Origin of the sequence: Cellulomonas gilvus ATCC 13127, assembly GCF_000218545.1 — a bacterium.
Lineage (GTDB): Bacteria > Actinomycetota > Actinomycetes > Actinomycetales > Cellulomonadaceae > Cellulomonas > Cellulomonas gilvus.
Genome location: NC_015671.1, coordinates 1,516,534 through 1,540,855, shown reverse-complemented (window position 1 = coordinate 1,540,855; position 24,322 = coordinate 1,516,534). Strand labels below are relative to the sequence as shown.

The window sequence follows — 24,322 nt, the reverse complement described above, 5'->3', positions numbered from 1 at the left end:
CGCCACGCTACTCGACTACCCTGGTCCGGTGTTCGGACGCCAGAAGGACCCCGTGACGAGCTCGACCGACCCCGCGGCCGACGCGCCCGTCGAGCAGGCAGCCACGGGCAAGGGCCGTCCGACGCCGCGGCGCAAGGAGGCCGAGGCGGCCAACCGCCGGCCGCTGGTCCCCGCCGATCGCAAGACCGCCGCCAAGGCCGCGCGCCAGGCCCAGCGCGAGCAGCGCGACGCCGAGTACCGCGCGATGCAGTCGGGCGACGAGCGCGCCATGCCCGCCCGGGACCGCGGGCCGGTCCGGCGCTTCGTGCGCGACCACGTCGACGCGCGGTTCAACCTGGGCGAGTACTTCCTGCCCGTCGCGGCCGTCTTCCTGGTGCTCCAGCTCTCGTTCACCCAGATCAACCCGCAGATCGCGGTGCTCGCGCTGCTCGTGCTGTACGTCTACGTGATCGCGGCCGTCGTCGACGGCGCGATCCTGTGGTGGCGCCTCAAGCGCCGCCTCGTCGTCAAGTTCGGCGCGGTGCCGCGCGGGACGCTGATGTACGCCGTGATGCGCGCGTTCCAGCTCCGCCGGGCGCGCCTGCCCAAGCCCCAGGTCAAGCGCCGCCAGTACCCCGAGTGACGCGACGCCGGGAACGAGCCCGGCGCCCCGTGACGACCTAGGGTGGTTGCCATGGTCACCTACCGACACCTGGGCCGATCCGGCCTGCAGGTCACCGAGATCATCTACGGCAACTGGCTCACGCACGGCTCGCAGGTCGAGAACGACACGGCCAAGGCGTGCGTGCGTGCCGCGCTCGACGCGGGCATCACCACGTTCGACACGGCCGACGTCTACGCCAACACGGCCGCGGAGTCCGTGCTGGGCGAGGCGCTCGCGGGTGAGCGGCGCCAGTCGCTCGAGATCATGACGAAGGTCTTCTGGCCGACGGGCCCGCAGGGCGCGAACGACCGGGGCCTGTCCCGCAAGCACATCCTCGAGTCGATCGACGGCTCGCTGCAGCGGCTGCGCACCGACTACGTCGACGTCTACCAGGCCCACCGGTTCGACCACGCGACGCCGCTCGAGGAGACGATGCTCGCGTTCGCGGACGTCGTCCGGCAGGGCAAGGCGCTGTACATCGGCGTGAGCGAGTGGACCGCGGACCAGATCCGCGCCGGTGCCGCGCTCGCGCGCGAGCTGCGCGTGCCGTTCGTCTCGAACCAGCCGCAGTACTCGATGCTGTGGCGCGTGATCGAGGACGAGGTGGTCCCCGCCTCACGCGACGAGGGCCTCTCGCAGGTCGTGTGGTCGCCGGTCGCGCAGGGCGTGCTCACGGGCAAGTACCTGCCCGGTCAGCCCGCACCCGCCGGTTCGCGCGGCACTGACGACAAGGGCGGCGCGCGCATGATCGGCCGCTTCCTCGAGCAGACGCAGACGCTCGAGCGGGTGCAGCAGCTGCGCCCGGTGGCCGACGAGCTCGGGCTCACCATGGCCCAGCTCGCGGTCGCGTGGGTGCTGCAGAACGACAACGTCGCGGCGGCGATCATCGGCGCGTCGCGGCCCGAGCAGGTCGCGGAGAACGTCAAGGCCTCGGGCGTCACGATCCCCGCGGAGCTGCTCGCACGCATCGACGACGTCCTGGGCGACAGCGTGGTGCGCGACCCGGCCGAGACGGCGAAGTCCTCCCCCGCCGCCCGCTGACGATCACACGACCGTGGTGCGGCCCTGCTCCGGCGGGGCGGGTCGCACCACGGTCGCGTCGACGCGCACCGGGTGCGGGGGTCCGGCGGGCGCGATGCGCAGCGGCGGGAGCAGCACGTGCACCAACGGCCCGACGAGCAGCGCGTAGGCCACCGTCGTGACGCCGAACGTCCCTCCGAGCGCGATGCCGGAGAGCACCACCGCGACCTCGATCGCCGTCCGGACGAGCGCCACGGGCCGCCCGGTCCGCGCGACCAGCCCGGTCATGAGCCCGTCGCGCGGCCCGGGCCCCAGCCCGGCACCGACGTAGAGGGCGGTGGCCAGGCCGTTGAGCCCGATGCCTGCCGCCGCCACGACCACGCGCCATCCCACGGCCAGGTCCCCCACGCCCGCGACGAGCGCGAGGAACGGGTCCGCGAGCAGGCCGATCACCAGCACGTTCGCGACCGTGCCGACACCCGGCCGCTGGCGCATGGGCACCCAGCACGCCAGCACGAGCGCGCTGATCACCAGCGTCACCGCGCCGAACGACAGGCCCGTCCGGCGTGCGACGCCCTCGCTCAGCACGTCCCAGGGCATGTTGCCCAGCGCCGAGTCGACCAGCAGGGCCATGGACAGCGCGTAGAGCACCAGCCCGATCAGGAGCTGCACCCCGCGCCGCAGCCGCGGCGGGGGCAGCACACCGGCCGGGGCCACCGTCGGCCGGCTCACCGGTGGGCCGCCACACTGCGCGCGATCTCGACCGTGGTGCCCGCCGCCCAGTCGGCGCGCGCGGGAGCGCGGTGCCCGAGGCCGTCCGCGCGCACGACGCGGACGAGCGGGACGACGAGAACCATGAGCACGACGATAGCGACCGCAAGAATCATGGCCCCATCGTCGCGACACGTTGGCTATGCACTCCATAGCCACTTCTGCGAGAGTGGCTCCATGTCCGTCGACGACCTGCCCACCGACCGCCGCGTCTCGGGCCAGCGGCTGCGCACCGTGCTCGGCGCATGGGAGCGGCCCGGCCCGGCGTACGCCGCGCTCGCCGACGGCCTGCGCGCGGCCGTGCTGTCCGGGAGGCTGCCGCTGCGCACGCGTCTGCCCAGCGAGCGCGAGCTCGCCGAGGCCGTGGGGGTCTCCCGCACCACCACGACAGCGGCGTACGACGCCCTGCGCGACGAGGGCTACCTGCTGAGCCGCCGCGGGTCCGGCACGGTCACCACGCTCCCGGACCGGGGCACGGCCGGCCGCGAGGCGCCGGACCCGCTCACGCCGCACGACGTCGTCGACCTCACGATCGCGGCCCCGGCCGCGCCGCCCGCGCTGCACGACGCCGTGGTCGAGGCGCTCGACCTGCTCCCCCGCCACCTGCCCGGGACGGGGTACGCGCCCGGAGGACTGCCCGAGCTGCGCGCGGCCGTCGCGGCGCGGTACACCGCACGCGGCGTCCCGACCACGCCCGACCAGGTGCTCGTCACCACGGGCGGGCAGGAGGCGATCCACCTGCTCGTCACGGCGCATGCGGGCCCGGGCGACCGCGTGCTCGTCGAGCACCCGACGTACCCGCACGCGCTCGACGCGGTGCGCGCGGCGGCCGCCCGCCCGGTCGCCGTCCCGTCCGGTCCCGACGGGCTCGACCTCGAGCTGTTCGCCTCCACGCTGCGGCAGGCCGCGCCCCGGCTCGCGTACCTGATCCCGGACCACCGCAACCCCACCGGCACGTCGCTGACGGCCGAGACCCGGGTCCGCGTGCGCGAGCTCGCGACACGCACCCGCACGCTCGTCGTGGGCGACGAGGCGCTGTCCGACCTCACGCTGGACGGCACGCCGCCTCCGCCGTTCGCGGGCGACGGCACCGATGCCGCGGTCGCGTGCATCGGCTCCGCGTCCAAGACGTTCTGGGGCGGTCTGCGGATCGGGTGGGTGCGTGCGCACCGGGACCTCGTCGGCCGGCTCACGACGCAGCGCAGCCACGTGGACATCGGCTCGTCGGTGATCGACCAGCTCGTGGTGGTGCGCCTGCTCGACCGGCTCGACGCCGTCCTCCCGCAGCGTCGTGCCGAGCTGCGCGACCGGCGGGACCTCGTCGTCGGGCTGCTCGCCCAGCGGCTGCCGGACTGGCGCGTCGAGGTGCCCGCGGGTGGCCTGTCGCTGTGGGTGGACCTCGGGCTGCCCGTGTCCTCGGCCCTGGCCGCGCTCGCGCCGCGCCACGGCGTGCGCGTCGCGCCCGGGCCGGCGTTCGGTGCCGAGGCGGGGCTCGAACGGCACCTGCGCATCCCGTTCACGGAGCCGCCCGAGCGCCTGGTCCGCGCCGTGGACGGCCTGGCCCGTGCGTGGACGGACCTCGGCCTCGACGCCGGCGGTGACGTGCGCGCCGAGCCCGCGTCGCTCGTCGTGTGAGGTCAGGCCGCGCGCAGCGCGACCGCGGGACCCACCGCCGCGCCCTCGTTCAGCAGCTGTGCCGAGGTCACGCCCTGCCCCGCGAGCGCACGCCAGTGCTCGCCCAGCCACTGCTCGGCATCGTAGCGGTTGGCGAACACGGGGCTGACGGGCCGCTGGACGGGCCCCGCGGGATCGGCCAGGCGCCACTCCCACTGCGGCCGCAGGGCCATCACGGCCGCGCCGCCGAGGTCCGCGTCGAGCGGCGCTCGTCGGACGCGAGCGCACGCCCGATCCGCGCGGGCCACGCCGGGCCCTGGTAGATGAAGCCCGTGTAGCCCTGCACCAGGGTCGCGCCCACGGCCAGGTACTCGCGTGCGTCCGCCGCGGTGGTGATGCCGCCCACGCCGATGATCACCGCGTCGGGCCCGAGCCGCGTGCGCAGCCGCGCGACGACGTCCAGACCGCGCGCGAGCACGGGCGGTCCCGACAGCCCGCCGGGCCCGAGGTCGTGGCCGATCGTCGTGTTGACCGCGACCACGCCGTCGAGCCCGAGCTCCGCCGCGAGGTCCGCGACCGCGTCCACGTCGTCGTCCGACAGGTCCGGGGCGATCTTGACGAGCAGCGGGACGGGCGCGGCCGCGGCCCGCGTGGTGGCCTGGTCGGCTGCGACGCGCACCGCCTCGAGGATGGGGCGCAGCGCCTCGACGGACTGCAGGTCCCGCAGCCCTGGCGTGTTGGGCGACGACACGTTGACCACCAGGTAGTCCGCGTACGGGGCCAGCCGCCCCGCGCTCGTCGCGTAGTCCGTAGCCGCATGCTCGGCGGGCGTCACCTTGGTCTTGCCGATGTTGACGCCGACGACGAGACCCCGACCACGTGCCGATCCGCGCAACCGCGCGAGGCGCTGCGCGACGGCCTGCGAGCCCTGGTTGTTGAAGCCCATGCGGTTGCGCAGCGCGCGCTGGTCGAGGACGCGCCACAGGCGCGGCTTGTCGTTGCCGGGCTGCGGCTCCGCGGTGACCGTGCCGATCTCGACGAACGAGAACCCGAGCATCGCGAGTCCCTCGACCGCGCGCGCGTCCTTGTCGAACCCGGCGGCCACGCCGAAGCGACCCGGCAGGATGCGGCCCCACACGCGCACCGTGCCGCCCGCGGGGACCGCGAGCACGCGCGCGACGACGTCGCGGAGCACGGGAGTGCGGCCCACCGCGCCGATCAGGCCGAATGCGAGCTCGTGCGCACGCTCGGGGTCCATGCGCCGGAAGACGAGGTCGAACAGCAGGCGGTACACGCGCTCACCCTACGGGCGCGGAGGCCGGCGGCACCGGGCCGTCCGGCGCACGGTCACGGCCCGTGCGGTGCAGCCACCAGAGCCCGACGAACGGCAGCACGAGCGGCACGTAGCCGTAGCCCGCGCCGAACTGCGACCACACCGTCTCGTCGGGGAAGTCGCCCACGTCGACCAGCGAGAGCGTCCCGACCACGAGCACGCCCACGAGCTCGAACCCGACCGTGGCCCATGCGAGCGGCCGCAGGTCACGCGCGAGCGCGACCGTCGCGATCGCGTAGACGACGCCGGCGAGCAGCGACAGCGCGTACGCCAGCGGCGCCTGCGACCACTGCGTCGTGACCTGGTAGAGCCCCCGTGCGGTGGCCGCGAGCGCGAGCACGCCGTAGACGGCCACCAGCAGCCGGCCGGGGCCTGTCCCCGTCCTCGTCACCGCTCACACCCCCCAGATCTGCACGAGCCGCAGCTCGAGGAACGCGACCGTGAGCGCGGCGACCAGCAGCACCACCGAGCTCCAGCGCGTGCGCTCGGCGAACGCCCATGCCGCCGCGAACGGCAGGACCACCAGCTGCGTGACCACGTAGCCCCACAGCAACAGACCGTCGACCGCGTGGTCACCGGTCGCCTGCACGACGCCGAGCACCACCGCCTGCACGACGAGCACGCCCTCGACCGCGGCCGCGCCCCACAGCTGGCGCAGCACCACGGCACGGTCGCGCACGACGAACAGCAGGGCCCACGCGGCCAGGGCCGCGCACAGGAGCCCCACGAGCAGGGCGAGCGGGAGCGTCACGGCTGCACAACCTACCGGCGCCGCACGTGCAGCACGCGCGGCCGGCCCCCGCGCGGGACCGCCGGACCACCGGTGCCCGCGTCGGCGCGGTTACCATCGGTCCGTGATCGCGCTGACCTCCAAGAACCCTGCCCAGCTCGCCGTCGACGCGGTCGTGGTCGCCGTCCGCCCCCGTGGCACGGCCGTCGTGGCGGTCGGTGCCGAGTGGCTGCCCAAGGAGCTCACGCAGACGCTCCTGCGCGACGCCGCGCGTCTCGGCATCACGGGTGCGGTCGACGAGGTGCGCCGCCTGCCCGGCGCCGGCATCAAGGCCGCGACGCTCGTCGTGACCGGTGTCGGCGACAAGCCGCTGGACGCGGGTACGCCCGAGGGCGCCGAGACCGTCCGGCGTGCGGTCGGCGCGGCCACGCGCGAGCTCGCAGGCCTGACGTCGGTCGCGATCGCGCTGCCCACGCCGGACGCGGCCACGGTCGCCGCGGTCGCCGAGGGTGCCCTGCTGGGCGCGTACGCCTTCAGCCGGTACCACGCGCTGCACGACGCACCCGTCGGCCAGGTCGAGATCGTCACCGAGCGCCCGCGCGACCGCGCCGCGCAGGAGGCGGTCGCGCGCGCCGAGGTGATCGCCGCCGCCGTGCACGCCACGCGTGACCTGGTGAACACCGCGCCCAACGACCTGTACCCCGCGGCGTTCGCCGACGAGGCGAAGGCCGCGGTCAAGGCCGCGGGGGCCAAGGGGCTCAAGATCACGGTGCTCGACGAGAAGGCGCTCGCCGCGGGCGGCTACGGCGGCATCCTCGGCGTGGGTCAGGGCTCGGCCCGGCCGCCCCGCCTGGTCAAGGTCGCGTACGCGCCGTCGCGCGCGAAGGCGCACGTCGCGCTCGTCGGCAAGGGCATCACGTTCGACTCGGGCGGCATCTCGATCAAGCCCGCCGCGGGCATGGAGGCCATGAAGTCGGACATGGCCGGCGCCGCCGCCGTGCTGCACACCGTGGTCGCCGCCGCGCGGCTGGGCCTGCCCGTGGCGGTCACCGGTTGGCTGTGCCTCGCCGAGAACATGCCGTCGGGCACCGCGCAGCGCCCCTCGGACGTCCTCACGATCCGGGGCGGGAAGACCGTCGAGGTGCTCAACACCGACGCCGAGGGCCGGCTGGTCATGGCCGACGGCCTGGTCGCGGCCCTCGAGGAGAAGCCGGACGTCGTGGTCGACATCGCGACGCTCACGGGTGCGCAGATGGTCGCGCTGGGCTACCGCGTCTCGGCCGTCATGGGCACCGAGGACGTGCGTGACGAGGTCGTCTCCGCGGCCACGGCCAGCGGTGAGCAGTTCTGGCCGATGCCGCTGCCCGAGGAGCTGCGCGCCGGCCTGAAGTCGAAGGTCGCGGACATCGCGAACATCGGTGAGCGCTGGGGCGGCATGCTGTCCGCCGGCGTGTTCCTGCGCGAGTTCGTCGGTGACGCCGCCTGGGCGCACCTCGACATCGCCGGGCCGTCGTTCAACGAGAAGGCCGCGCACGGCTACACGCCCGTGGGCGGCACGGGCGTCGGCGTCCGCACGCTGCTGAGCTTCGTCGAGGCGCGCGGCTGACCTCAGCGAACGCGCCCGGACGCGCGCCCGCGCGGCTACGCTCGCCGCATGGGTCTGTTCCGCCGTTCACCACGCACGCCCTCGGGCGAGCAGCCCACGTCGTCGCGCGCGGCGCGCGACGCGACGGTCGCCCACCTGCGGGAGTTCGCCGAGACCCGCATCGGCGTCGAGGCGTACGTCGAGCCGGAGACGAACGTCACGCAGACCACCGTCCTGCTCGTCGCGACCGACGGCGAGTGGACGCGGCGCCGGGTGCCCGACGCGCGCGCGGCCTTCCAGCTGGCGCAGGCACTCGGCATCCCGGCGTACGACGTGCACGCCACGGGGTACCCGCAGCGGTGGCGCGACTACAACGCCCGGCAGCGCGCGAGCGCGCGTCGGGCCACGTCGTGACCGGACGATCCGGGCGCATATTCGTCGGATGAATGTTCGGAGCGTCACAGCGCCCACACCCCGGTGCGCGTTCGTCCCCCCGCGGTCCGGGTGACAAGATGGACGACGATCTCCAGACCCACACGACCGTGCGTGGCCTGCGAACCGGAAGTCAGTCCGACCTGAGGAGTCTGCACGTGGCCGAGACCACCGGCACCGCCTTCGACATCGTCGTCCTGGGAGCGGGAAGTGGTGGCTACGCGGCTGCCCTCCGCGCCGCCCAGCTCGGCAAGACCGTCGCCCTGGTCGAGGCCGACAAGGTCGGCGGCACCTGCCTGCACAAGGGCTGCATCCCGACAAAGGCGCTCCTGCACGCGGCCGAGCTGGCCGACAACGCGCGCGAGGGTGCGCACTACGGCGTGCACACCACGCTCGACCACGTCGACATGGCGGGGGTCAACCAGTACAAGGACAGCGTGATCGGCGGGCTCTACAAGGGCCTGCAGGGGCTCATCAAGTCGCGCAAGATCACGGTGGTCGAGGGCTACGGCAAGCTGACCGGCCCGAACACGGTCGAGGTCGCGGGTCAGACGCTCACGGGTGAGCACATCATCCTGGGCACCGGCTCCTACGCGCGTTCGCTGCCGGGCCTGGAGATCGGCGGCCGGGTCATCACGTCCGACCAGGCGCTCCAGCTCGACTGGATCCCGCGCTCGGCGATCATCCTCGGCGGCGGCGTCATCGGCTCCGAGTTCGCGAGCGTGTGGAAGTCGTTCGGTGCGGACGTCACGATCATCGAGGCGCTCCCCCACCTGGTCCCGAACGAGGACGAGGCGCTGTCGAAGGCGTTCGAGCGGGCGTTCCGCAAGCGCGGCATCCAGTTCAACCTGGGCGTCCGGTTCTCCGGCGTCACGCAGGACGACAACGGCGTGCACGTCTCGCTCGAGGACGGCAAGACGTTCGACGCGGACGTCCTGCTCGTGGCCGTGGGCCGCGGGCCGAGCACCGCGGGTCTCGGCTTCGAGGAGCAGGGCATCACGCTCGACCGCGGCTTCGTCATCACCGACGAGAAGCTGCACACCGGCGTCGCGAACATCTGGGCCGTGGGCGACATCGTCCCCGGGCTGCAGCTCGCGCACCGCGGCTTCGCGCAGGGCATCTTCGTCGCCGAGCAGATCTGCGGGCTCAACCCCGCGCCGATCGTCGAGTCCGGCATCCCGCGCGTCACCTACTCCGAGCCCGAGGTCGCCTCCGTCGGCGTCACCGAGGCGCGGGCCAAGGAGATCTACGGCGCGGACGCCGTCGAGATCCTCGAGTACAACCTGGCCGGCAACGGCAAGAGCAAGATCCTCGGCACGCAGGGCTTCGTGAAGCTCGTGCGGCAGAAGGACGGCCCCGTCGTCGGCGTCCACATGATCGGCGCCCGCGTCGGCGAGCTCATCGGCGAGAGCCAGCTCATCGTGAACTGGGAGGCCTACCCCGAGGACGTCGCCGCCCTCATCCACGCCCACCCCACGCAGAACGAGGCGCTCGGCGAGGCCCACCTGGCCCTCGCGGGCAAGCCGCTGCACGCCCACAACTGACCTGAGATCGAAGGAGACGAGCGGTCATGTCGCAGAACGTGCAGCTCCCCGCGCTCGGTGAGTCCGTCACCGAGGGCACCGTCACCCGCTGGCTGAAGAACGTCGGCGACCGCGTCGAGGTCGACGAGCCGCTGCTCGAGATCTCGACCGACAAGGTCGACACCGAGATCCCGTCGCCGTTCGCCGGCGTGCTGGAGCAGGTGCTCGTGCAGGAGGACGAGACGGTCGAGGTCGGCGCGACGCTCGCCGTCATCGGCTCAGGCGAGGGTGCGGGTCAGCCCGACGCCTCGCCCGAGCAGGCGCCCGAGCAGGCACCCGCCGAGCAGCCCGCGGCCGAGGCCGCGCCGCAGCAGCAGTCCCCCGAGCAGCACGAGGAGGCCGCGCCGGCGCCCGCCGAGGCCGCCCCGGCCGCCGCCGACTCCGGCTCGTCGGCCGCACCCGCCGGTGACGGGCAGGAGGTCACCCTCCCCGCGCTCGGCGAGTCGGTCACCGAGGGCACCGTGACGCGGTGGCTCAAGGCCGAGGGTGACTCGGTCGAGGTCGACGAGCCGCTGCTCGAGATCTCGACCGACAAGGTCGACACCGAGATCCCGTCGCCGGTCGCCGGCACGCTGCAGAAGATCGTCGTCCAGGAGGACGAGACCGTGCAGGTGGGCGCCGTGCTCGCACTGATCGGCTCGGGCTCCGCCCCGGCGCAGGCCGCTCCGGCCGCCGCACCCGCCGCCGAGGCGCCCGCGCCGGCCCCCGCTCCGGCTCCGGCCGAGCAGTCCGCACCGGCGGCTCCCGCCCAGCCCGCGCCCGTCCCCGCCGCTCCTGCGCAGCCCGCGCCGGTCCCGGCGGCTCCGGCACCTGCTGCGGCGCCCGCTGCCGCACCCCAGGCCGCGCCCGCCGCCGCGGGTGGCTACCTCACGCCGCTGGTCCGCAAGCTGGCGGCCGAGAAGGGTGTCGACGTCGCGTCGCTCACGGGCACCGGTGTCGGCGGTCGCATCCGCAAGGAGGACGTCCTCGAGGCCGCGGCCAAGGCCGAGGCCGAGGCGGCCGCCAAGGCTGCTGCCCCGGCACCTGCCGCGGCCGCACCCGCAGCCAAGGCGCCTGCCCCCGCGGCGGTCTCGCCCCTGCGCGGCACCACCGAGAAGGCCAGCCGGCTGCGCCAGATCATCGCCGAGCGCATGGTCGAGGCGCTGCACACGCAGGCCCAGCTCACGACGGTGGTCGAGGTCGACGTCACGCGCATCGCCAAGCTGCGCACCGCGGCCAAGGAGGACTTCAAGGCGCGGGAGGGCGTGAACCTCACGTTCCTGCCGTTCTTCGTCCTTGCGGCGATCGAGGGCCTCAAGGCGTTCCCCAAGATCAACGGGGTGCTCGAGGGCAACACGATCACGTACCACGGCCAGGAGAACGTGGGCATCGCGGTGGACACCGACCGCGGCCTCGTGGTCCCGGTCATCCGTGACGCGGGCGACCTGAACCTCGGCGGCATCGCCCGCAAGATCGCCGACCTCGCGGGCCGGACCCGCACCAACAAGATCGGGCCCGACGAGCTGTCGGGTGCGACCTTCACGGTGACCAACACCGGATCGGGCGGCGCGATCATCGACACGCCGATCGTCCCGGGCGGCACGTCCGCGATCCTCGGCACGGGCGCGATCGTCAAGCGTCCCGCCGTGGTCAAGGGCCCGGACGGCGAGGACGTCATCGCCATCCGCTCGCTGTGCTACCTGTGCCTGTCCTACGACCACCGTCTGGTCGACGGCGCCGACGCGTCGCGGTACCTGTCGGCGCTCAAGGCGCGGCTCGAGGACGGCGCGTTCGAGGCCGAGCTCGGCCTCTGACGCCCTCCGCACGCCACGACGGCCGGGTCCCCCCGCGGGGCCCGGCCGTCGTGCTGCACGCGGCGGCGCGCCGGTGCGCGTCCCGCCGCCTAGGGTGACCAGATGCACATCGTCCTGGCGGGATCGCACGGGTTCATCGGCACGGCACTGCGGTCCTCGCTGCAGGACGCGGGCCACGACGTGCGCGTGCTGGTCCGGCACGCGGTCACGCGTCCCGAGGAGATCTGGTGGGACCCCGCGGCGGGCCGGCTGGACCCCGCGGCTCTGCACGGGGCCGATGCCGTGGTGGACCTCGCGGGCGTCAACCCCGGCACGCGCCCGCTGACCGCCGCGCGCAAGCGCGAGGTCATGTCGTCGCGCGTCGACACCGCCGGCCTGCTGGCGCGGACCATCGCGCGCCTCGACGCGCCACGGCCGGCGCTCCTGCAGGCGTCGGGCATCGGCGCGTACGGCGACCGCGGCGACACCCTGCTGGACGAGACCGAGCCGCTCGGTCGGACGTTCTTCGCCGAGGTCGTCCGCCAGTGGGAGGACGCGACGCGGCCCGCGCAGGACGCGGGAGCGCGCGTCGTGCTGCTGCGCACGGGTGTGGTGCTCGGGCCGGGCGGCGGCGCGCTGCGGCCGCTGTGGCCGCTGCTGCGCCTGGGCCTCGGGGGGCGGCTGGGCTCGGGCCGGCAGTACTGGTCGTGGATCACGTTGCACGACGAGGTGCGCGCGATCGAGCACCTGCTCACCGCCGACGTCGCGGGCCCCGTGAACCTCGTGACGCGCGCGGACCGCAACCAGGACGTCACGGCCGCGCTCGCGCAGGCGCTGCACCGACCCGCGGTCGTCGCTGCCCCGGCCTGGGCACTGCGGCTCGTGCTGCAGGACTTCTCGTCCGAGGTGCTGGGCTCCGTGCGGGCCACGCCCGCGGCGCTCACCGCGAGCGGGTTCGTGCCCGCGCACCCGGACCTCGCGTCCGCCGCACGCTGGCTGGTCGAGCAGGGGTAGCCGGGGCTACGCGGCGCTCACCGCCCAGACGCGCCACCCCTGCGGCGTCCGCCGCAGCTCCAGCACCACGCTCTCGCGGGCCCGCGGGCCGCCGGGCAGCGCCCTCCCGTCGGGCTGCACGCGCGTGTACGCGCTCGTCGTGCTGGTGACGCGCACACGCGCGCGCTCGTCGTCGTGGCTCAGCACCAGCGCCTCGTGCACCCGCACGGTCAGGCCGTCCAGCCGCGCACCCGCGAGCTCGGCGAGCACGCGCGTGTCGGCGACGTGCGCAGGGCCCGCGGGCACCTCGACGTCGCCCAGCGTGGCCGCATCACCCTGCTGCAGGACGTGCACGCGGCGTCGCGTGAGCTCCGCCGCGGCCTGCGCGGGGTCGTCGGGCAGAGCGCGCGGGGCGTCGGCTGCGGGACCGGCCGTGCGAGCGGGCTGAGGGGTGGGCGCCTCGGTGGGGACCGCGCCAGACGGTGCCGTCGAGGCGGGCCCGCCGTGCGCCCGGGCCGTGGGCTCGGTCGCCGCGGCCCGGCCGGGCTCGTCGGCGCCGAGCGCGAGCACCGCCACGGCGACGAGCACCACCGCGCACACGGCCCCGGCGCCCGCCAGCACCCACGGCCGCGCGGTCCCGCGGGCGCCGGCGCTTCGTCGGCCCGCACGGCTGCTGCGCAGCGCACCCACCGGCCCACGCTCCGCGGCCGCGAGCTCGGCCGGACCCGGGAGCACCACGGGCCGTGGTGCCGTGCTGCGGAAGCAGCGGTCCACGACGCGGTCGGCGGTCAGCGCCGCGCGGCCCGTGTCCGGGAGGGTGAGCAGGTCCGTGAGCGCCTCGCGGAGCCCCCCGACCACGTCGGTCGCACCTGTCGGTTCGTCGGCCAGCGCGTGCACCACCAGCGCGATCAGCGCGCGCACGTCGGCGGGCGCGGTCCCCCGGCCGCGCAGGATCGCGGCGACGCCCGTGAGGACCGGGCGTCCCTCGGCGTCGAGCACCACCGCGGCGGCGTCCACCTCGCCGTGGACCAGACCGGCGGCGTGCAGGGCGCCCAGCGCCTGCGCGACGGGGACCGCCACCGTCACGGCCTCACCCGGACCGAGCGGCCCGCGCGCCGCCTGCAGACGCGTGAGCGGCAGGCCGGGGACGTGCTCGACGAACACGCCGAGCATCGCGGACCCGAGCTCGACGACCTCCAGCACCGCCGGCAGGTGGTCGTGCCGCACCGCCCGCAGGATGCGCACGCGCTCGGCGACGCCCTCGTCGGCGCGCACCGCGTGCAGCTCGACGCGCCGGCCCGAACCGTCCAGGGCCACGCCCAGGACGGCGCCGGGCCCCACGCTCCCGTCGGCGCGGAAGCCCGCCGCGGCGAGCGCGCGCTCGGCGCCCACGGGCACGTGTGTGGTCATGCGCCCATGCAAGCCGAGGTCGCGCCGGTGCGTCCGCGGCCATCCACAGGGGGCGGGCTCAGGCCAGCGTGACGACCCGACGCTCGTCGGCCGAGACCCGCGCGGCGTCGAGCACGCGTGCGGTGACGACCGCGTCCGCCGGGTCCACCGGGACGGGTGCACGCCCCCGCACCCACCGCGCGACCAGCGGGTAGACGTCGTGGTGCCCGCCGGTCGGCGCCGGGACCGGGCGGCGCTCCGCGCCCGTCACCAACCACCCCTCGTGCACGGGCTCACCCGGACGGCGGCCCTCCTCGTACGCGTCGTCGAGCACGGCGAACGGCGTCGGCTCGCCCTCGTACGCGGTCACCAGGTACGCCGCCGCGGTCCCCAGCACGCGCGTGCGCGGGCCTGGAGCCCCGACGAGCGAGCCGGCCTGCAGGTGCGCGAGCACGCCGGACTCGTGCCGCAGGGCCAGGAACACGTCGTCGACCGCGGGCGTCGTGCGCGCGGCGAGCTCGGCGTACACCTCCCGGACCGGCCCGAACAGCTGGACCGCCGAGTCGACCAGGTGCGCGCCGAGGTCGAGCAGCAGCCCGCCGCCCACCGGGTCGTTCTCCTTCCAGCGGTCCTGCGGCTGCGGCCGGTACCTCTCCCAGCGACGTTCGAACCGGTGCACCTCGCCCAGCGCGCCCCGGCCGATCAGGTCGACGAGAGCGAGCTGCTCGGGGTCCCAGCGCCGGTTCTGGAACACGGTCAGCCGGCCGTCGGCACGCGCGACCAGCGCGGCCGCGTCGTCGGCCGTCGTCGCCAGCGGCTTGTCGACGAGCACGTGCAGCCCGGCGTCCAGCGCGGCGGTCACGTGCTCGACGTGCGCGCCCGTCGGGCTCGCGACCACGACCAGGTCGAGCTCGTCCCGGCGCTCGAGCAGGCCGTCGACGTCGGGCACCACGTGCGCGCCCGGCCAGTCCTCGTGCACCTGCGCAGCGCGCCCGCGCGTGACGACCGCGGCCACCCGCTGACCCGCCTGCCGGACGAGCCGCGCGTGGATGCCACGTCCCGCACCGCCGTAGCCGATCAGCCCGACGCGCAGCGCGTCGCGCCGCTCGTCTCCCGCTCCGTCAGCCGTCCCCGCCTGCGCCGCGCTCATGCTCGTCACCCTAGGACCTAGGCTGGCGGGCATGCGGTTCGAGGAGCTCGACCTGGGCAGCAGGCTGCTGCCGTACGAGCCGACGTGGGCGCTGCAGCGGCAGGTGCACGCGGCGGTCGCTGCCGGCGAGCAGGAGGACACGGTCCTGCTGTGCGAGCACGAAGACGTCTACACCGCGGGTCGTCGCACCGCGTCGTGGGACCGTCCGGTCGACGGAACGCCCGTCGTCGACGTCGACCGCGGCGGACGCATCACGTGGCACGGACCCGGGCAGCTCGTCGGCTATCCCATCGTCCGGCTCGCCGCCCCCGTCGACGTCGTCGCGTACGTCCGCGCGCTCGAGGAGGCGCTCATCCGCACGTGCGCGGGCCTGGGACTCGAGGCGATCCGCGTCGAGGGCCGCAGCGGCGTGTGGTTCGAGGCCGCCGGGCCCGGCGCGCGGCAGCGCAAGGTCGCCCAGATCGGTGTGCGAGTCTCGCGCGGCGTGACCATGCACGGGTTCGCGCTCAACTGCGAGCCGGACCTGACGGTGTTCGACCGCATCGTGCCCTGCGGCATCCCCGACGCGGACGTCACGTCGCTGTCGGTCGAGTGCGGACGCCGCATCACGATCGCCGACGTCGTGCCCGCGGTCCGCGGCCACCTGACCGACACGCTCACGCCGCTGCTGTCCCCCGCCGGGGCGGCCGCGAGCGGCTGGCTCGCGGCGCGCTGACGTCAGGCCGCGCGTGTCAGCTCGTCGGCGATCCCGACGGCCCACGCACGGACCGCGTCGAAGTCGCGGAAGTCGCCGTCCTCGGCCCGCACGAGCGCCACGAGCGCGCGCTCGGACAGGCTCAGCGCGGCCTTGTCGAGCGCCCCGACGAAGCACTTCGCCTCGCGTGCGGCCACCGCGTCGACCATCGCGCCGACGTCGTCGGGCACGCTGATCGACACGGGGTTGGCGGCGACCGGCCCCGACCAGAAGATCCACACGGGCCGCAGGCGCAGGTGCGCACCCTGGCGCTGCACCAGGTCGCGCAACGAGGCCGACAGCCGTCCCACGTAGACGGACGAGCCCAGCACCGCGGCGTCGTACGGCATGACCCGCTCGACGTCGTCGGGCGGCGTCACGTCCACCGTGTGCCCGGCCTCGCGCAGCACCTGCGCGACGACCTCGCCGATCTCGCTCGTCGACCCGTGCCGCGACGCGACGCTCACCAGCACGCGCATGGGGCGCTCCCCTCCGCGGGCCTCGTCGCCCGCGCTCTCGTCGGGCCTCGTCGCCCGCCGTGCTGCCGGCGCCCGACCGTGCGGCCGGGCGCGTTCGTGCCTCTCCAGCCTCATGCGGGACCCGCCGCGCGTCCCGGGACCTGAGTCCCGGGCGCGTGCCACGCGCGGCGCCGCACGTGGTGGGCGTCACGTGGTCCGGACGCGACGAGCGGTTAGGGTGGCTGACGTGACGATCGCACCCGAAGGGCGCCGGATGCTGCGGGTCGAGGCCCGCAACGCCGAGACGCCCATCGAGAAGAAGCCCGAGTGGATCCGGACCAAGGCGACCATGGGCCCGGAGTACTCCGAGCTCAAGGGCCTGGTCAAGCGCGAGGGCCTGCACACGGTGTGCGAGGAGGCGGGCTGCCCCAACATCTTCGAGTGCTGGGAGGACCGCGAGGCCACGTTCCTCATCGGCGGCGACCAGTGCACGCGGCGCTGCGACTTCTGCCAGATCGACACCGGCAAGCCCGCGGACTTCGACGCCGACGAGCCGCGGCGCGTCGCCGAGTCCGTGCAGGCGATGGGCCTGAAGTACTCGACCGTCACGGGCGTGGCCCGCGACGACCTGCCCGACGGCGGGGCGTGGCTGTACGCCGAGACCGTCCGCCAGATCCACGCGGTCAACCCGGGCACGGGCGTCGAGCTGCTCATCCCGGACTTCAACGCGATCCCCGAGCTGCTGGACCAGGTCAACGAGTCCCGGCCCGAGGTGCTCGCGCACAACCTCGAGACCGTGCCGCGCATCTTCAAGCAGATCCGTCCCGGCTTCCGCTACGACCGCTCGCTGTCCGTCATCACGCGCGCGCGCGAGGCCGGGCTGGTGACCAAGTCGAACCTCATCCTGGGCATGGGAGAGACGCCCGACGAGGTGGTCGAGGCACTCGCCGCGCTGCACGAGGCGGGCTGCGACCTGGTCACCATCACGCAGTACCTGCGCCCCTCGGTCCGGCACCACCCCGTGGACCGATGGGTGCGCCCCGAGGAGTTCGTCGAGCACTCGAACGCGGCCGAGGCCATGGGCTTCCTGGGCGTCATGTCCGGGCCGCTGGTCCGCTCGTCGTACCGTGCCGGCCGGCTGTGGGGTCAGGCCATGCGCCGCCGCGGGCTGCCGATCCCGGAGGCGCTCGCGCACCTGGGTGAGCCGACGACCGCACGCCAGGAGGCCGCGAGCCTGCTCGCGCGCTGACGCCCGACCCCGGACCCGACCCGGCCGGAGTCGGCCCGCGCGCTCGGTAGACTCCCCCGCATGGCCCGCAACACCGACCCCGCCACGCCTGCAGCCACCAAGACCAAGAAGGTCCGCTGGTACCACCAGGTGTGGGAGGCCTACCGCATGACGCGGGAGGTCGACCCGAGCGTCACGTGGATCCTGCTGGCGGTGTTCGTCGGGATCATCGCGGTCGGCGTCATCGTCGGCACGCTCACCGGCGCCGTCGTCTACTGGCTGCTGCTGGCCATCCCGTTCGCGTTCCTGGCCGCGATGTTCGTGCTGGTGCGGCGGGCCGAGACGGCCGCGTACTCGCGCATCGAGGGCAAGCCTGGTGCCGCGCTCGCCGCGCTGCGCACCATCCGCCGCGGCTGGACGTTCCCCGAGGAGCCCGTCGCGGTGGACCCGCGCACGCAGGACATGGTGTTCCGGGGCGTGGGCCGCCCCGGCATCGTCCTCATCGCCGAGGGCCCCGCGGGCCGGGCGTCCCGGCTCCTGGAGAACGAGCGCAAGCGCACCGCACGCGTGGTCCCGTCCGTGCCGATCACGCTGCTGCAGTGCGGCAACGGCGAGGGTCAGGTGCCGCTGCGCAAGCTGCCCGTCGCGGTGCGCAAGCTCAAGCCGCAGCTCACCAAGCAGGAGGTCGCGGAGGTCGACAAGCGCCTCACCGCGCTCGGCGCGATGCGGCCGCCGCTGCCCAAGGGCATCGACCCGACCAAGGCGCGCCCGGACCGCAAGGGCATGCGCGGCCGCTGAGCCCGGCTCAGCGCCGCACGATCGCGGTGCCTGCGGCGCGGTCGTGCAACCCGCGACCGTCGGCGTCCCAGACGACCGCCGGGATGACCCCGCACAGCAGAAGCGTGCGGACCAGCCCCCGCATCAGGCCGGGTGCGCGGCCGTCGTCGGCGACCGGCCCCTCCGGGCCGACGCCCGCCGTGCGCACCCGCAGGCCCAGGACGCGGTGCCCGAGCGTGAACCCGAGCAGGCCGACCAGCAGCAGGTTCTCGGCCGCGAAGATCACGAGCGTGACGAGCGAGTCCGCGCGCTCCAGCAGCGAGCCCTCGCGCGTCGCGGGGAAGAACGTCGCGGACATGAGCAGGCACACCGTCCAGTCGACGACCAGTGCCGCGGCGCGGCGGCCGAGGCCCGCGGCGGCGCCCGGTCCCTGCGCGGGCAGCCCGAGCCGCGCTCCCCTGCCGCCCTGCTCGCCCGAGGGGCCGCCCTCGAGCCACGAACCCACGTTCTGCCTCGTCGTCACGGGGTCAGACTAAGCGGGCGGGACCGACGTCCCGCGCCCGGGGCCCGGTCGCACGATCGTTACACCCAGGCCACGTGCGTAACCTCACGGAAACAATCGGCTCACATCAGGGAAACCCCCTCGCCCTAGCGTCGGCCTAGCCCGCGCGAAGGGCACCACCAACCGAGGAGCAGCGGATGTTCAGCAAGCCAGAGGAAGTCCTGGCGTTCATCAAGAGCGAGGACGTCAAGTTCGTCGACGTGCGGTTCTGTGACCTGCCCGGCGTCATGCAGCACTTCAACGTCCCGGCGCAGTCGCTGGACGCGGACTTCTTCACCGAGGGCCAGATGTTCGACGGCTCCTCGATCCGCGGCTTCCAGGCCATCCACGAGTCGGACATGAAGCTGGTGCCGGACGTCACGACGGCCTACGTCGACCCGTTCCGCACGGAGAAGACGCTCAACATCAACTTCCACATCGTCGACCCGTACACCGACGAGCCCTACAGCCGCGACCCGCGTCAGGTCGCCGCGAAGGCCGAGGCGTACCTCAAGTCGACGGGCATCGCGGACACCGCGTTCTTCGCGCCCGAGGCCGAGTTCTACATCTTCGACGACATCCGCTTCGAGACGAAGCAGAACGCGTCGTACTACTACATCGACTCCATCGAGGCCGCCTGGAACACGGGCCGCGTCGAGGAGGGTGGCAACCTCGGCCACAAGACGCCCTACAAGGGTGGCTACTTCCCCGTCCCGCCGGTCGACCACTTCGCCGACCTGCGCGACCAGATCTCGCTGCAGCTGGACGCCCTGGGCCTCGGCGTCGAGCGCGCGCACCACGAGGTCGGCACCGCCGGCCAGGCGGAGATCAACTACCGCTTCGACGAGCTCGCCAAGTCGGCCGACAAGGTGCAGCTGTTCAAGTACGTCGTGAAGAACGTCGCGCACGCCGCCGGCAAGACCGCGACCTTCATGCCGAAGCCGCTGTTCGGCGACAACGGCTCGGGCATGCACGTGCACCAGTCCCTCTGGAAGGACGGCGAGCCGCTGTTCTTCGACGAGAAGGGCTACGGCGGCCTGTCCGACCTCGCCCGCTGGTACATCGGTGGTCTGCTCAAGCACGCGCCCGCGCTGCTCGCGTTCACCAACCCGACGGTGAACTCCTACCACCGCCTGGTGCCCGGCTTCGAGGCGCCCGTCAACCTGGTCTACTCGGCCCGCAACCGCTCCGCGTGCATCCGCATCCCGGTGACCGGTTCGAACCCGAAGGCCAAGCGCATCGAGTTCCGCGTGCCGGACCCGTCGTCGAACCCCTACCTGGCGTTCGCGGCCATGCTCATGGCCGGCATCGACGGCATCCAGAACCGCATCGAGCCGCCCGAGCCGGTCGACAAGGACCTGTACGAGCTGCCCCCCGAGGAGCACGCGCTCATCCAGCAGGTCCCGGGCTCGCTGTCCGAGGTGCTGGACAACCTCGAGGCCGACCACGACTGGCTGACCGCCGGCAACGTGTTCACGCCCGACCTCATCCAGACGTGGATCGACTACAAGCGCTCCGCCGAGGTCGACCCGATCCGTCTGCGGCCGCACCCGCACGAGTTCGAGCTGTACTACGACGTGTGATCGTCCCGGCCCCCGGCTGCTCCCGGGGGCCGGTGACCTGCAGTAACCGCACCCCCGTCGCCCGGTCGAGGCGGCGGGGGTGCGGCATGCCGGCTCATGCCTGCTCGGCGCGCACCGGAGGGGCGGCGGTCGGTTCGACGAGCGTGCTGCCGGCCGACGTGACGTCCTGCACCGCGCGGGCGCGGTTCTCCAGCAGGCGCGTCACGGCCTCCTGCGCGAAGCCGAACACGATCGCGTACACGGCGATCTGCTGCGTGGTCTGCAGCCCGTCGAAGCCCGGCACCACGCCGCTCTGCATGAGGACCACGCCGAGCACCGCGACGATCCCGCCGAGCGGGATGCGCAGGAAGCCGAGCACCGGCATGAGTCGGTAGGGCGACTGCGACGGCTGCGCGCGCCGGATCGCGAGGACCGCGGTCAGCCCCGCCCCGATCACGCCGAGGAACACGACGGTCGCGACGTCGCCCGCGGTGGGCGCGCCACCGCCCGCGGGGCAGATGGTGCGTCCGGCCGCGACGGAGCACAGCGGGAACAGCGTCGGGACCAGCGTGCCGGCCGCGACAACGACGACGAGCGCGACGAACGTCAGCCATGCGACCCGGACCAGGCGGTCGCGCAGCACACGCATCTGCTGGTGCTCGCGGTCGGCGGCGCAGTACGCGGCGGACAGCGCGTAGCTCAGGCGGCGCCGCCGCACGCCGTCGCTCTCCTCACCCGCCCGGCTGCTCGCGGTGCGCCCGATGCTCGCCAGGAGCCGCGCGTCACGCGGCCGCATCCGCGTCGCGCGTTCCACGGCGTAGAGGTACTGCACCTCGAGCGCGTCGTCGGCGACGACCAGCGGCAGCAGCGCGCGTGCCCGGTGCACCGCGGTCCACGCGTACTCGAGCCGGGCGTCGCGTGCGGACTGGCTCAGCCGCCGCGCGTCGATGCCCTCGAGCACCTGCTCGGCGGACGTGAGCTCGGCGGAGCAGATCTCGCGCACCGCGTCGCTCCCGGGTGGGCCCTCGCCCGCGGTGCGCAGGCTGTTGCGCACCAGCTGCAGGTCGGAGAGCACCGCCGCGGCACGGACCGACCGGACGCGGGTCACGGGTGACCCGGGCACCGGACCGACGGGCGTCGGTGCAGGGGCGGGCGGCACCGGCGGCACCGATGGCGCCGTGACACGCGCCGGTACCGACACCGCGCGGGCGGGATGCCGCGGAGCGCGCGCGGGCGTGCGTCGTGGGCTCGTGGTGCGCCGGGCGCGACCGTTGCTCGAGATCGTCGACATCGCGGTACCTCCACCGTTCCGGGAGCCCCTGCAGCGGGGAAGGAGGTCGGCGCGGGCCCGGGAGATACGCCGGGTCAGTCCGGTCGGGGCGTTGCGGCGGGTCCGGGGCGCCCCAGCAGCGATGCGACGAGCAGGACCCCGGCGGCCGCGGCCGCGGTCCACAGCACGAGCCCCGGGGTGAGGTGGTCGGCCAGGGCCAGGACCAGGCCCGCCGCGCACGCCACGACGACGCGCACGAGCACCCGTTGCTGGTGCAGAACCTCCCCGACGGGGCCGGTCGAGATCCGCCGCCGGTCCCCCGCGCGTCGCACCGCGGCCACGGCACGCGCCCACGACGCACGCAGCGCACGCGCCCTACCTGAGCCGCCCGCGAGGAACGCCACGGCGGCGACGACGAGTCCCAGCACGAGCCCGGAGCGCAGCGCGACGCGCAGCAGCGACACGACCTGGTCGTACACGACGAGTGCGACGTCGGGCCGCTGCACCGTCTCCGGCAACGACGAGACGTACACCCGCTCGCCCGCCCAGAGCAGCAGCGCGAGGACCACCATCCCCGCGCCGAGCGCGAGCCCGGCGGCGACCAGAGCCGGCGCGCGCCGCCGGGCCAGCACGACGCCCACAGCCAGCAGCCCCAGGGCGAGCCACGGCAGCCACGTCCCCGCCGCGTCGAGCGCGCGGTACGCGCTCTGCACCCGCACCAGCTCGGGGCTGCGGACCAGCACGAATGTCGCGTCGATCGCGGGCAGCCGTTCGAGCACCGTGAAGCCGCGGTCCACGAGCGCCGTCCGCGCGGCATCGACGACCGGTGCCAGGTCGACGGACAGCGCGCCGTCCGCCCCGATCGCGGCGAGTGCCCCCGGGTCACCGCGCAGCACCGCGAGGACGCGGGCGTGCACCGCACGGTTCGCCTCGACCCACACGGTCGAGAACCTCTCCGAGGTGACGACCCGCGTCACGGTCTGCCGGACGACGTCGGTCGCGGCCACGACCAGCGGACCCCGCAACGTCTCGACCGCGGTCCTGGCCACGGGCGGCAGGTCGAGCGCGGCGACCGCTCCGGTGGCGTCCGCGACGAGCCGTTCGAGGTCCGCGCCCGTGACGATCGCGCGCGTGACCCGCTCGACGACGGCGGCCTGCACGGCCGGGTCCGCGGCGAGCGGGCCGACGGTCGCGACCCACCGGTCCGTGTCGTCGACGACCCCGCGGGCCCAGGCCGCGACGACGGCCGGCGGCGCCAGCAGCGCACCCACGAGGATCGCGCCGACGGCCGCCGCCGAGCGGACGCGCCACCGACGGCGGCCCGGCACCGCGGACGGAGCGTCGGTCATCGTCACGTCCTCTCGTCGTCCCGAGCATGGCAGCGACCGGACCCGCGGGGAGCCCCGTGCGGCGAGCGTCCGCGCTGCTCAACGACCTCCCGGTACGGTGCGGATCAACGCTCCGAACCGAGGACCACGATGCCCAAGAACCGCCCTGCCGCACCGTCCGTCACGCACCGCCCTCCGGCGTGGCTGGGCCGCGCGCTGCTCATGGCCGCGGGCACGGTGTTCGCCGGCATCCTCGTCTGGCGGGCGCTCGGCCAGCTGACCACCGTGCTCACGATCACGGTGCTGTCGTGGTTCATCGCGCTGGCCATGGAGCCGCCGATCCGGTGGCTGGTGCGGCACGGGATCCGCCGCACGCGCGCGACGGGCCTGGTCATGCTCGCGGGCATCGTCGGGACCGGCGTGATCCTCGCGCTGTTCGGCAACCTGTTCATCCAGCAGGTCGTGGCGTTCGCGCAGAACCTGCCGGACTACTACGAACAGCTCGCGCAGTGGCTGGACAAGCGCTTCGAGATGGACCTGCCGAGCAGCGACGAGGCCGTCAACGCGCTCACCGACAACTGGCAGTCCCTGGCGCCGGGCGTCATCGGTGCGGGGGTGACCATCGCGGGCGGCTTCTTCATGCTCACGTCGATCGGCCTGGTGACGTACTACATGGCCAGCGCGGGGCCCCGGTTCCGCGCGGCCGTGCTCGGGTTCCTGGAGCCCGACCGCCAGCGCGAGGTGCTGCGCGTGTGGGAGGTCTCGCAGGAGAAGGTCGCCGACTTCATCACGTCCCGGCTGGTTCTCGCGGGCCTGTCGACCGTGTTCACGTGGGTCGTGCTCATGGTGCTCGACGTGCCGTACGCGCTCGCGCTGTCGGCGTTCACCGGGATCGTCTCGCAGTTCGTGCCGACCATCGGCACGTACATCGGCGGCGCGCTGCCCGTCGCGCTCGCGCTGACCGTCTCACCGCTGACCGCGCTCGGGGTGCTGGCGTGGATCATCGCCTACCAGCAGGTGGAGAACCTCATCTTCGCGCCCAAGGTCTCGGCCCGCGCGCTCGCGCTGAACCCCGCGGTCGCGTTCCTGGGCGTGATCGCGTTCGGCGCGGTGTTCGGCGCCATGGGCGCGTTCCTCGCACTGCCCGTGATGGCGACAATCCAGGCGGTCGCCTCGACGTACGTGCGGCGCCACGAGCTGGTCGACGACCCGTTGCTCAAGGAGGACGCCGACGGCGGCGAACCGCGGCCGGACTGGGTGGACGTCGACGAGGAGGACGAGGAGGGCCGGACCGACCCGGCCGCCCGGCCCGCGAGGAAGCCGGGTCCGCCGATCGCCGCACCCCTGACCGCGGCGCCCGCCGCCGAGCCGGCGAGCGGGACCGAGCCGTCGGACGAGCCGCGGGCGTGA

Annotated in this window: 25 protein-coding genes; 13 read left to right on the top strand and 12 right to left on the bottom strand. The window is 74.4% G+C overall.

Annotated elements, in window-relative coordinates:
* Positions 1 to 28: 28 nt before the first annotated feature.
* Positions 29 to 622 (top strand): DUF3043 domain-containing protein, encoded by a 594-nt coding sequence (locus CELGI_RS07135; protein ID WP_013883447.1) that lies wholly within the window; start codon positions 29 to 31, stop codon positions 620 to 622.
* Between the two features lie 51 nt (positions 623 to 673).
* On the top strand, positions 674 to 1,684 hold the full coding sequence (locus tag CELGI_RS07130; RefSeq protein ID WP_013883446.1) for an aldo/keto reductase family protein: 1,011 nt from the start codon (positions 674 to 676) through the stop codon (positions 1,682 to 1,684).
* Positions 1,685 to 1,687: 3 nt separating this feature from the next.
* On the opposite strand, the gene yczE is transcribed toward CELGI_RS07130, so the two are convergent.
* Together yczE and CELGI_RS17695 are read right to left on the bottom strand one after the other, a co-directional pair.
* Positions 1,688 to 2,395: a membrane protein YczE gene (yczE, locus tag CELGI_RS07125; protein WP_041574144.1), complete on the bottom strand. Its 708-nt coding sequence runs from the start codon at positions 2,393 to 2,395 to the stop codon at positions 1,688 to 1,690.
* Positions 2,392 to 2,520: a hypothetical protein gene (locus CELGI_RS17695; RefSeq protein WP_265338696.1), complete on the bottom strand. Its 129-nt coding sequence runs from the start codon at positions 2,518 to 2,520 to the stop codon at positions 2,392 to 2,394. Before CELGI_RS17695 ends, yczE begins: the two co-directional genes overlap by 4 nt.
* A gap of 91 nt (positions 2,521 to 2,611) precedes the next feature.
* On the opposite strand from CELGI_RS17695, the gene yczR reads away from it, so the two are divergent.
* On the top strand, positions 2,612 to 4,069 hold the full coding sequence (gene yczR, locus CELGI_RS07120) for a MocR-like transcription factor YczR (RefSeq protein ID WP_013883443.1): 1,458 nt from the start codon (positions 2,612 to 2,614) through the stop codon (positions 4,067 to 4,069).
* A gap of 2 nt (positions 4,070 to 4,071) precedes the next feature.
* Here the strand turns inward: yczR and CELGI_RS07115 are convergent, their stop codons facing one another.
* Genes CELGI_RS07115 through CELGI_RS07100 form a run of 4 tightly spaced genes read right to left on the bottom strand, consistent with a single transcriptional unit; the run spans position 4,072 to position 6,132 of the window.
* A complete protein-coding gene (locus tag CELGI_RS07115) occupies positions 4,072 to 4,281 on the bottom strand; it encodes a hypothetical protein (protein WP_013883442.1) in 210 nt (69 codons plus the stop codon).
* Positions 4,281 to 5,342, bottom strand: coding sequence for a quinone-dependent dihydroorotate dehydrogenase (locus tag CELGI_RS07110; RefSeq protein ID WP_013883441.1), 1,062 nt, complete (start codon positions 5,340 to 5,342; stop codon positions 4,281 to 4,283). Before CELGI_RS07110 ends, CELGI_RS07115 begins: the two co-directional genes overlap by 1 nt.
* Before the next feature lie 4 nt (positions 5,343 to 5,346).
* Complete coding sequence (locus CELGI_RS07105; RefSeq protein ID WP_013883440.1) at positions 5,347 to 5,772, bottom strand: hypothetical protein; 426 nt, start codon at positions 5,770 to 5,772, stop codon at positions 5,347 to 5,349.
* Positions 5,773 to 5,775: 3 nt separating this feature from the next.
* Positions 5,776 to 6,132 (bottom strand): hypothetical protein, encoded by a 357-nt coding sequence (locus CELGI_RS07100; protein WP_013883439.1) that lies wholly within the window; start codon positions 6,130 to 6,132, stop codon positions 5,776 to 5,778.
* A 103-nt stretch (positions 6,133 to 6,235) separates the two neighbouring features.
* Between CELGI_RS07100 and CELGI_RS07095 the strand changes: the two genes are divergently transcribed.
* The 5 genes from CELGI_RS07095 to CELGI_RS07075 all read left to right on the top strand — a co-directional run bounded on the left by CELGI_RS07095 (position 6,236) and on the right by CELGI_RS07075 (position 12,497).
* Positions 6,236 to 7,717: a leucyl aminopeptidase gene (locus tag CELGI_RS07095; protein ID WP_013883438.1), complete on the top strand. Its 1,482-nt coding sequence runs from the start codon at positions 6,236 to 6,238 to the stop codon at positions 7,715 to 7,717.
* Positions 7,718 to 7,765: 48 nt separating this feature from the next.
* Positions 7,766 to 8,110: a hypothetical protein gene (locus CELGI_RS07090; protein ID WP_013883437.1), complete on the top strand. Its 345-nt coding sequence runs from the start codon at positions 7,766 to 7,768 to the stop codon at positions 8,108 to 8,110.
* A 176-nt stretch (positions 8,111 to 8,286) separates the two neighbouring features.
* A complete protein-coding gene (gene lpdA, locus CELGI_RS07085; protein ID WP_013883436.1) occupies positions 8,287 to 9,672 on the top strand; it encodes a dihydrolipoyl dehydrogenase in 1,386 nt (461 codons plus the stop codon).
* Positions 9,673 to 9,698: 26 nt separating this feature from the next.
* Positions 9,699 to 11,504, top strand: coding sequence for a 2-oxoglutarate dehydrogenase, E2 component, dihydrolipoamide succinyltransferase (gene sucB, locus CELGI_RS07080; protein WP_013883435.1), 1,806 nt, complete (start codon positions 9,699 to 9,701; stop codon positions 11,502 to 11,504).
* A gap of 102 nt (positions 11,505 to 11,606) precedes the next feature.
* Entirely contained in the window at positions 11,607 to 12,497 is an 891-nt protein-coding gene (locus CELGI_RS07075) for a TIGR01777 family oxidoreductase (protein WP_013883434.1), read from the top strand.
* A 6-nt stretch (positions 12,498 to 12,503) separates the two neighbouring features.
* On the opposite strand, the gene CELGI_RS07070 is transcribed toward CELGI_RS07075, so the two are convergent.
* Positions 12,504 to 13,886, bottom strand: coding sequence for a serine/threonine-protein kinase (locus CELGI_RS07070; protein WP_013883433.1), 1,383 nt, complete (start codon positions 13,884 to 13,886; stop codon positions 12,504 to 12,506).
* A 58-nt stretch (positions 13,887 to 13,944) separates the two neighbouring features.
* The gene (locus tag CELGI_RS07065) at positions 13,945 to 15,015 is read right to left on the bottom strand and encodes a Gfo/Idh/MocA family protein (RefSeq protein WP_013883432.1); all 1,071 of its coding nucleotides are present in this window, start codon (positions 15,013 to 15,015) and stop codon (positions 13,945 to 13,947) included.
* Positions 15,016 to 15,046: 31 nt separating this feature from the next.
* Here CELGI_RS07065 and lipB point away from each other — a divergent pair, with 31 nt between their 5' ends.
* The gene (lipB, locus tag CELGI_RS07060; protein WP_013883431.1) at positions 15,047 to 15,730 is read left to right on the top strand and encodes a lipoyl(octanoyl) transferase LipB; all 684 of its coding nucleotides are present in this window, start codon (positions 15,047 to 15,049) and stop codon (positions 15,728 to 15,730) included.
* Positions 15,731 to 15,732: 2 nt separating this feature from the next.
* On the opposite strand, the gene CELGI_RS07055 is transcribed toward lipB, so the two are convergent.
* Positions 15,733 to 16,227 carry a flavodoxin domain-containing protein gene (locus tag CELGI_RS07055; protein WP_013883430.1) on the bottom strand — a complete coding sequence of 165 codons (495 nt, stop codon included), beginning with the start codon at positions 16,225 to 16,227 and terminating at the stop codon, positions 15,733 to 15,735.
* A gap of 226 nt (positions 16,228 to 16,453) precedes the next feature.
* On the opposite strand from CELGI_RS07055, the gene lipA reads away from it, so the two are divergent.
* Positions 16,454 to 17,455, top strand: coding sequence for a lipoyl synthase (lipA, locus tag CELGI_RS07050; protein ID WP_013883429.1), 1,002 nt, complete (start codon positions 16,454 to 16,456; stop codon positions 17,453 to 17,455).
* A 60-nt stretch (positions 17,456 to 17,515) separates the two neighbouring features.
* Positions 17,516 to 18,232, top strand: coding sequence for a DUF4191 domain-containing protein (locus CELGI_RS07045; RefSeq protein WP_013883428.1), 717 nt, complete (start codon positions 17,516 to 17,518; stop codon positions 18,230 to 18,232).
* Between the two features lie 7 nt (positions 18,233 to 18,239).
* Here CELGI_RS07045 and CELGI_RS07040 read toward each other — a convergent pair whose 3' ends face one another.
* Positions 18,240 to 18,734, bottom strand: a complete 495-nt coding sequence (locus tag CELGI_RS07040; protein ID WP_041574142.1) for an RDD family protein — start codon at positions 18,732 to 18,734, stop codon at positions 18,240 to 18,242.
* Between the two features lie 176 nt (positions 18,735 to 18,910).
* On the opposite strand from CELGI_RS07040, the gene glnA reads away from it, so the two are divergent.
* Positions 18,911 to 20,335 carry a type I glutamate--ammonia ligase gene (glnA, locus tag CELGI_RS07035; protein WP_013883426.1) on the top strand — a complete coding sequence of 475 codons (1,425 nt, stop codon included), beginning with the start codon at positions 18,911 to 18,913 and terminating at the stop codon, positions 20,333 to 20,335.
* Between the two features lie 94 nt (positions 20,336 to 20,429).
* Here glnA and CELGI_RS07030 read toward each other — a convergent pair whose 3' ends face one another.
* Both CELGI_RS07030 and CELGI_RS07025 read right to left on the bottom strand, forming a co-directional pair.
* Positions 20,430 to 21,422 carry a hypothetical protein gene (locus tag CELGI_RS07030; RefSeq protein WP_041574141.1) on the bottom strand — a complete coding sequence of 331 codons (993 nt, stop codon included), beginning with the start codon at positions 21,420 to 21,422 and terminating at the stop codon, positions 20,430 to 20,432.
* Positions 21,423 to 21,679: 257 nt separating this feature from the next.
* The gene (locus tag CELGI_RS07025; protein ID WP_013883424.1) at positions 21,680 to 22,933 is read right to left on the bottom strand and encodes a hypothetical protein; all 1,254 of its coding nucleotides are present in this window, start codon (positions 22,931 to 22,933) and stop codon (positions 21,680 to 21,682) included.
* 129 nt (positions 22,934 to 23,062) lie between these two features.
* Here CELGI_RS07025 and CELGI_RS07020 point away from each other — a divergent pair, with 129 nt between their 5' ends.
* Positions 23,063 to 24,322 (top strand): AI-2E family transporter, encoded by a 1,260-nt coding sequence (locus CELGI_RS07020; protein ID WP_013883423.1) that lies wholly within the window; start codon positions 23,063 to 23,065, stop codon positions 24,320 to 24,322.

What these genes read in the sequence shown, in the direction of transcription:
- CELGI_RS07130 (WP_013883446.1), top strand. Translation starts at nt 674, where the DNA reads ATGGTCACCTACCGACACCTGGGCCGATCCGGCCTGCAGGTCACCGAG.
- CELGI_RS17695 (WP_265338696.1), bottom strand. Translation starts at nt 2,520, where the DNA reads ATGGTTCTCGTCGTCCCGCTCGTCCGCGTCGTGCGCGCGGACGGCCTC.
- yczR (WP_013883443.1), top strand. Translation starts at nt 2,612, where the DNA reads ATGTCCGTCGACGACCTGCCCACCGACCGCCGCGTCTCGGGCCAGCGG.
- CELGI_RS07115 (WP_013883442.1), bottom strand. Translation starts at nt 4,281, where the DNA reads ATGGCCCTGCGGCCGCAGTGGGAGTGGCGCCTGGCCGATCCCGCGGGG.
- CELGI_RS07090 (WP_013883437.1), top strand. Translation starts at nt 7,766, where the DNA reads ATGGGTCTGTTCCGCCGTTCACCACGCACGCCCTCGGGCGAGCAGCCC.
- sucB (WP_013883435.1), top strand. Translation starts at nt 9,699, where the DNA reads ATGTCGCAGAACGTGCAGCTCCCCGCGCTCGGTGAGTCCGTCACCGAG.
- CELGI_RS07075 (WP_013883434.1), top strand. Translation starts at nt 11,607, where the DNA reads ATGCACATCGTCCTGGCGGGATCGCACGGGTTCATCGGCACGGCACTG.
- CELGI_RS07070 (WP_013883433.1), bottom strand. Translation starts at nt 13,886, where the DNA reads ATGACCACACACGTGCCCGTGGGCGCCGAGCGCGCGCTCGCCGCGGCG.
- CELGI_RS07065 (WP_013883432.1), bottom strand. Translation starts at nt 15,015, where the DNA reads ATGAGCGCGGCGCAGGCGGGGACGGCTGACGGAGCGGGAGACGAGCGG.
- lipB (WP_013883431.1), top strand. Translation starts at nt 15,047, where the DNA reads ATGCGGTTCGAGGAGCTCGACCTGGGCAGCAGGCTGCTGCCGTACGAG.
- CELGI_RS07055 (WP_013883430.1), bottom strand. Translation starts at nt 16,227, where the DNA reads ATGCGCGTGCTGGTGAGCGTCGCGTCGCGGCACGGGTCGACGAGCGAG.
- CELGI_RS07045 (WP_013883428.1), top strand. Translation starts at nt 17,516, where the DNA reads ATGGCCCGCAACACCGACCCCGCCACGCCTGCAGCCACCAAGACCAAG.
- glnA (WP_013883426.1), top strand. Translation starts at nt 18,911, where the DNA reads ATGTTCAGCAAGCCAGAGGAAGTCCTGGCGTTCATCAAGAGCGAGGAC.
- CELGI_RS07025 (WP_013883424.1), bottom strand. Translation starts at nt 22,933, where the DNA reads ATGACCGACGCTCCGTCCGCGGTGCCGGGCCGCCGTCGGTGGCGCGTC.
- CELGI_RS07020 (WP_013883423.1), top strand. Translation starts at nt 23,063, where the DNA reads ATGCCCAAGAACCGCCCTGCCGCACCGTCCGTCACGCACCGCCCTCCG.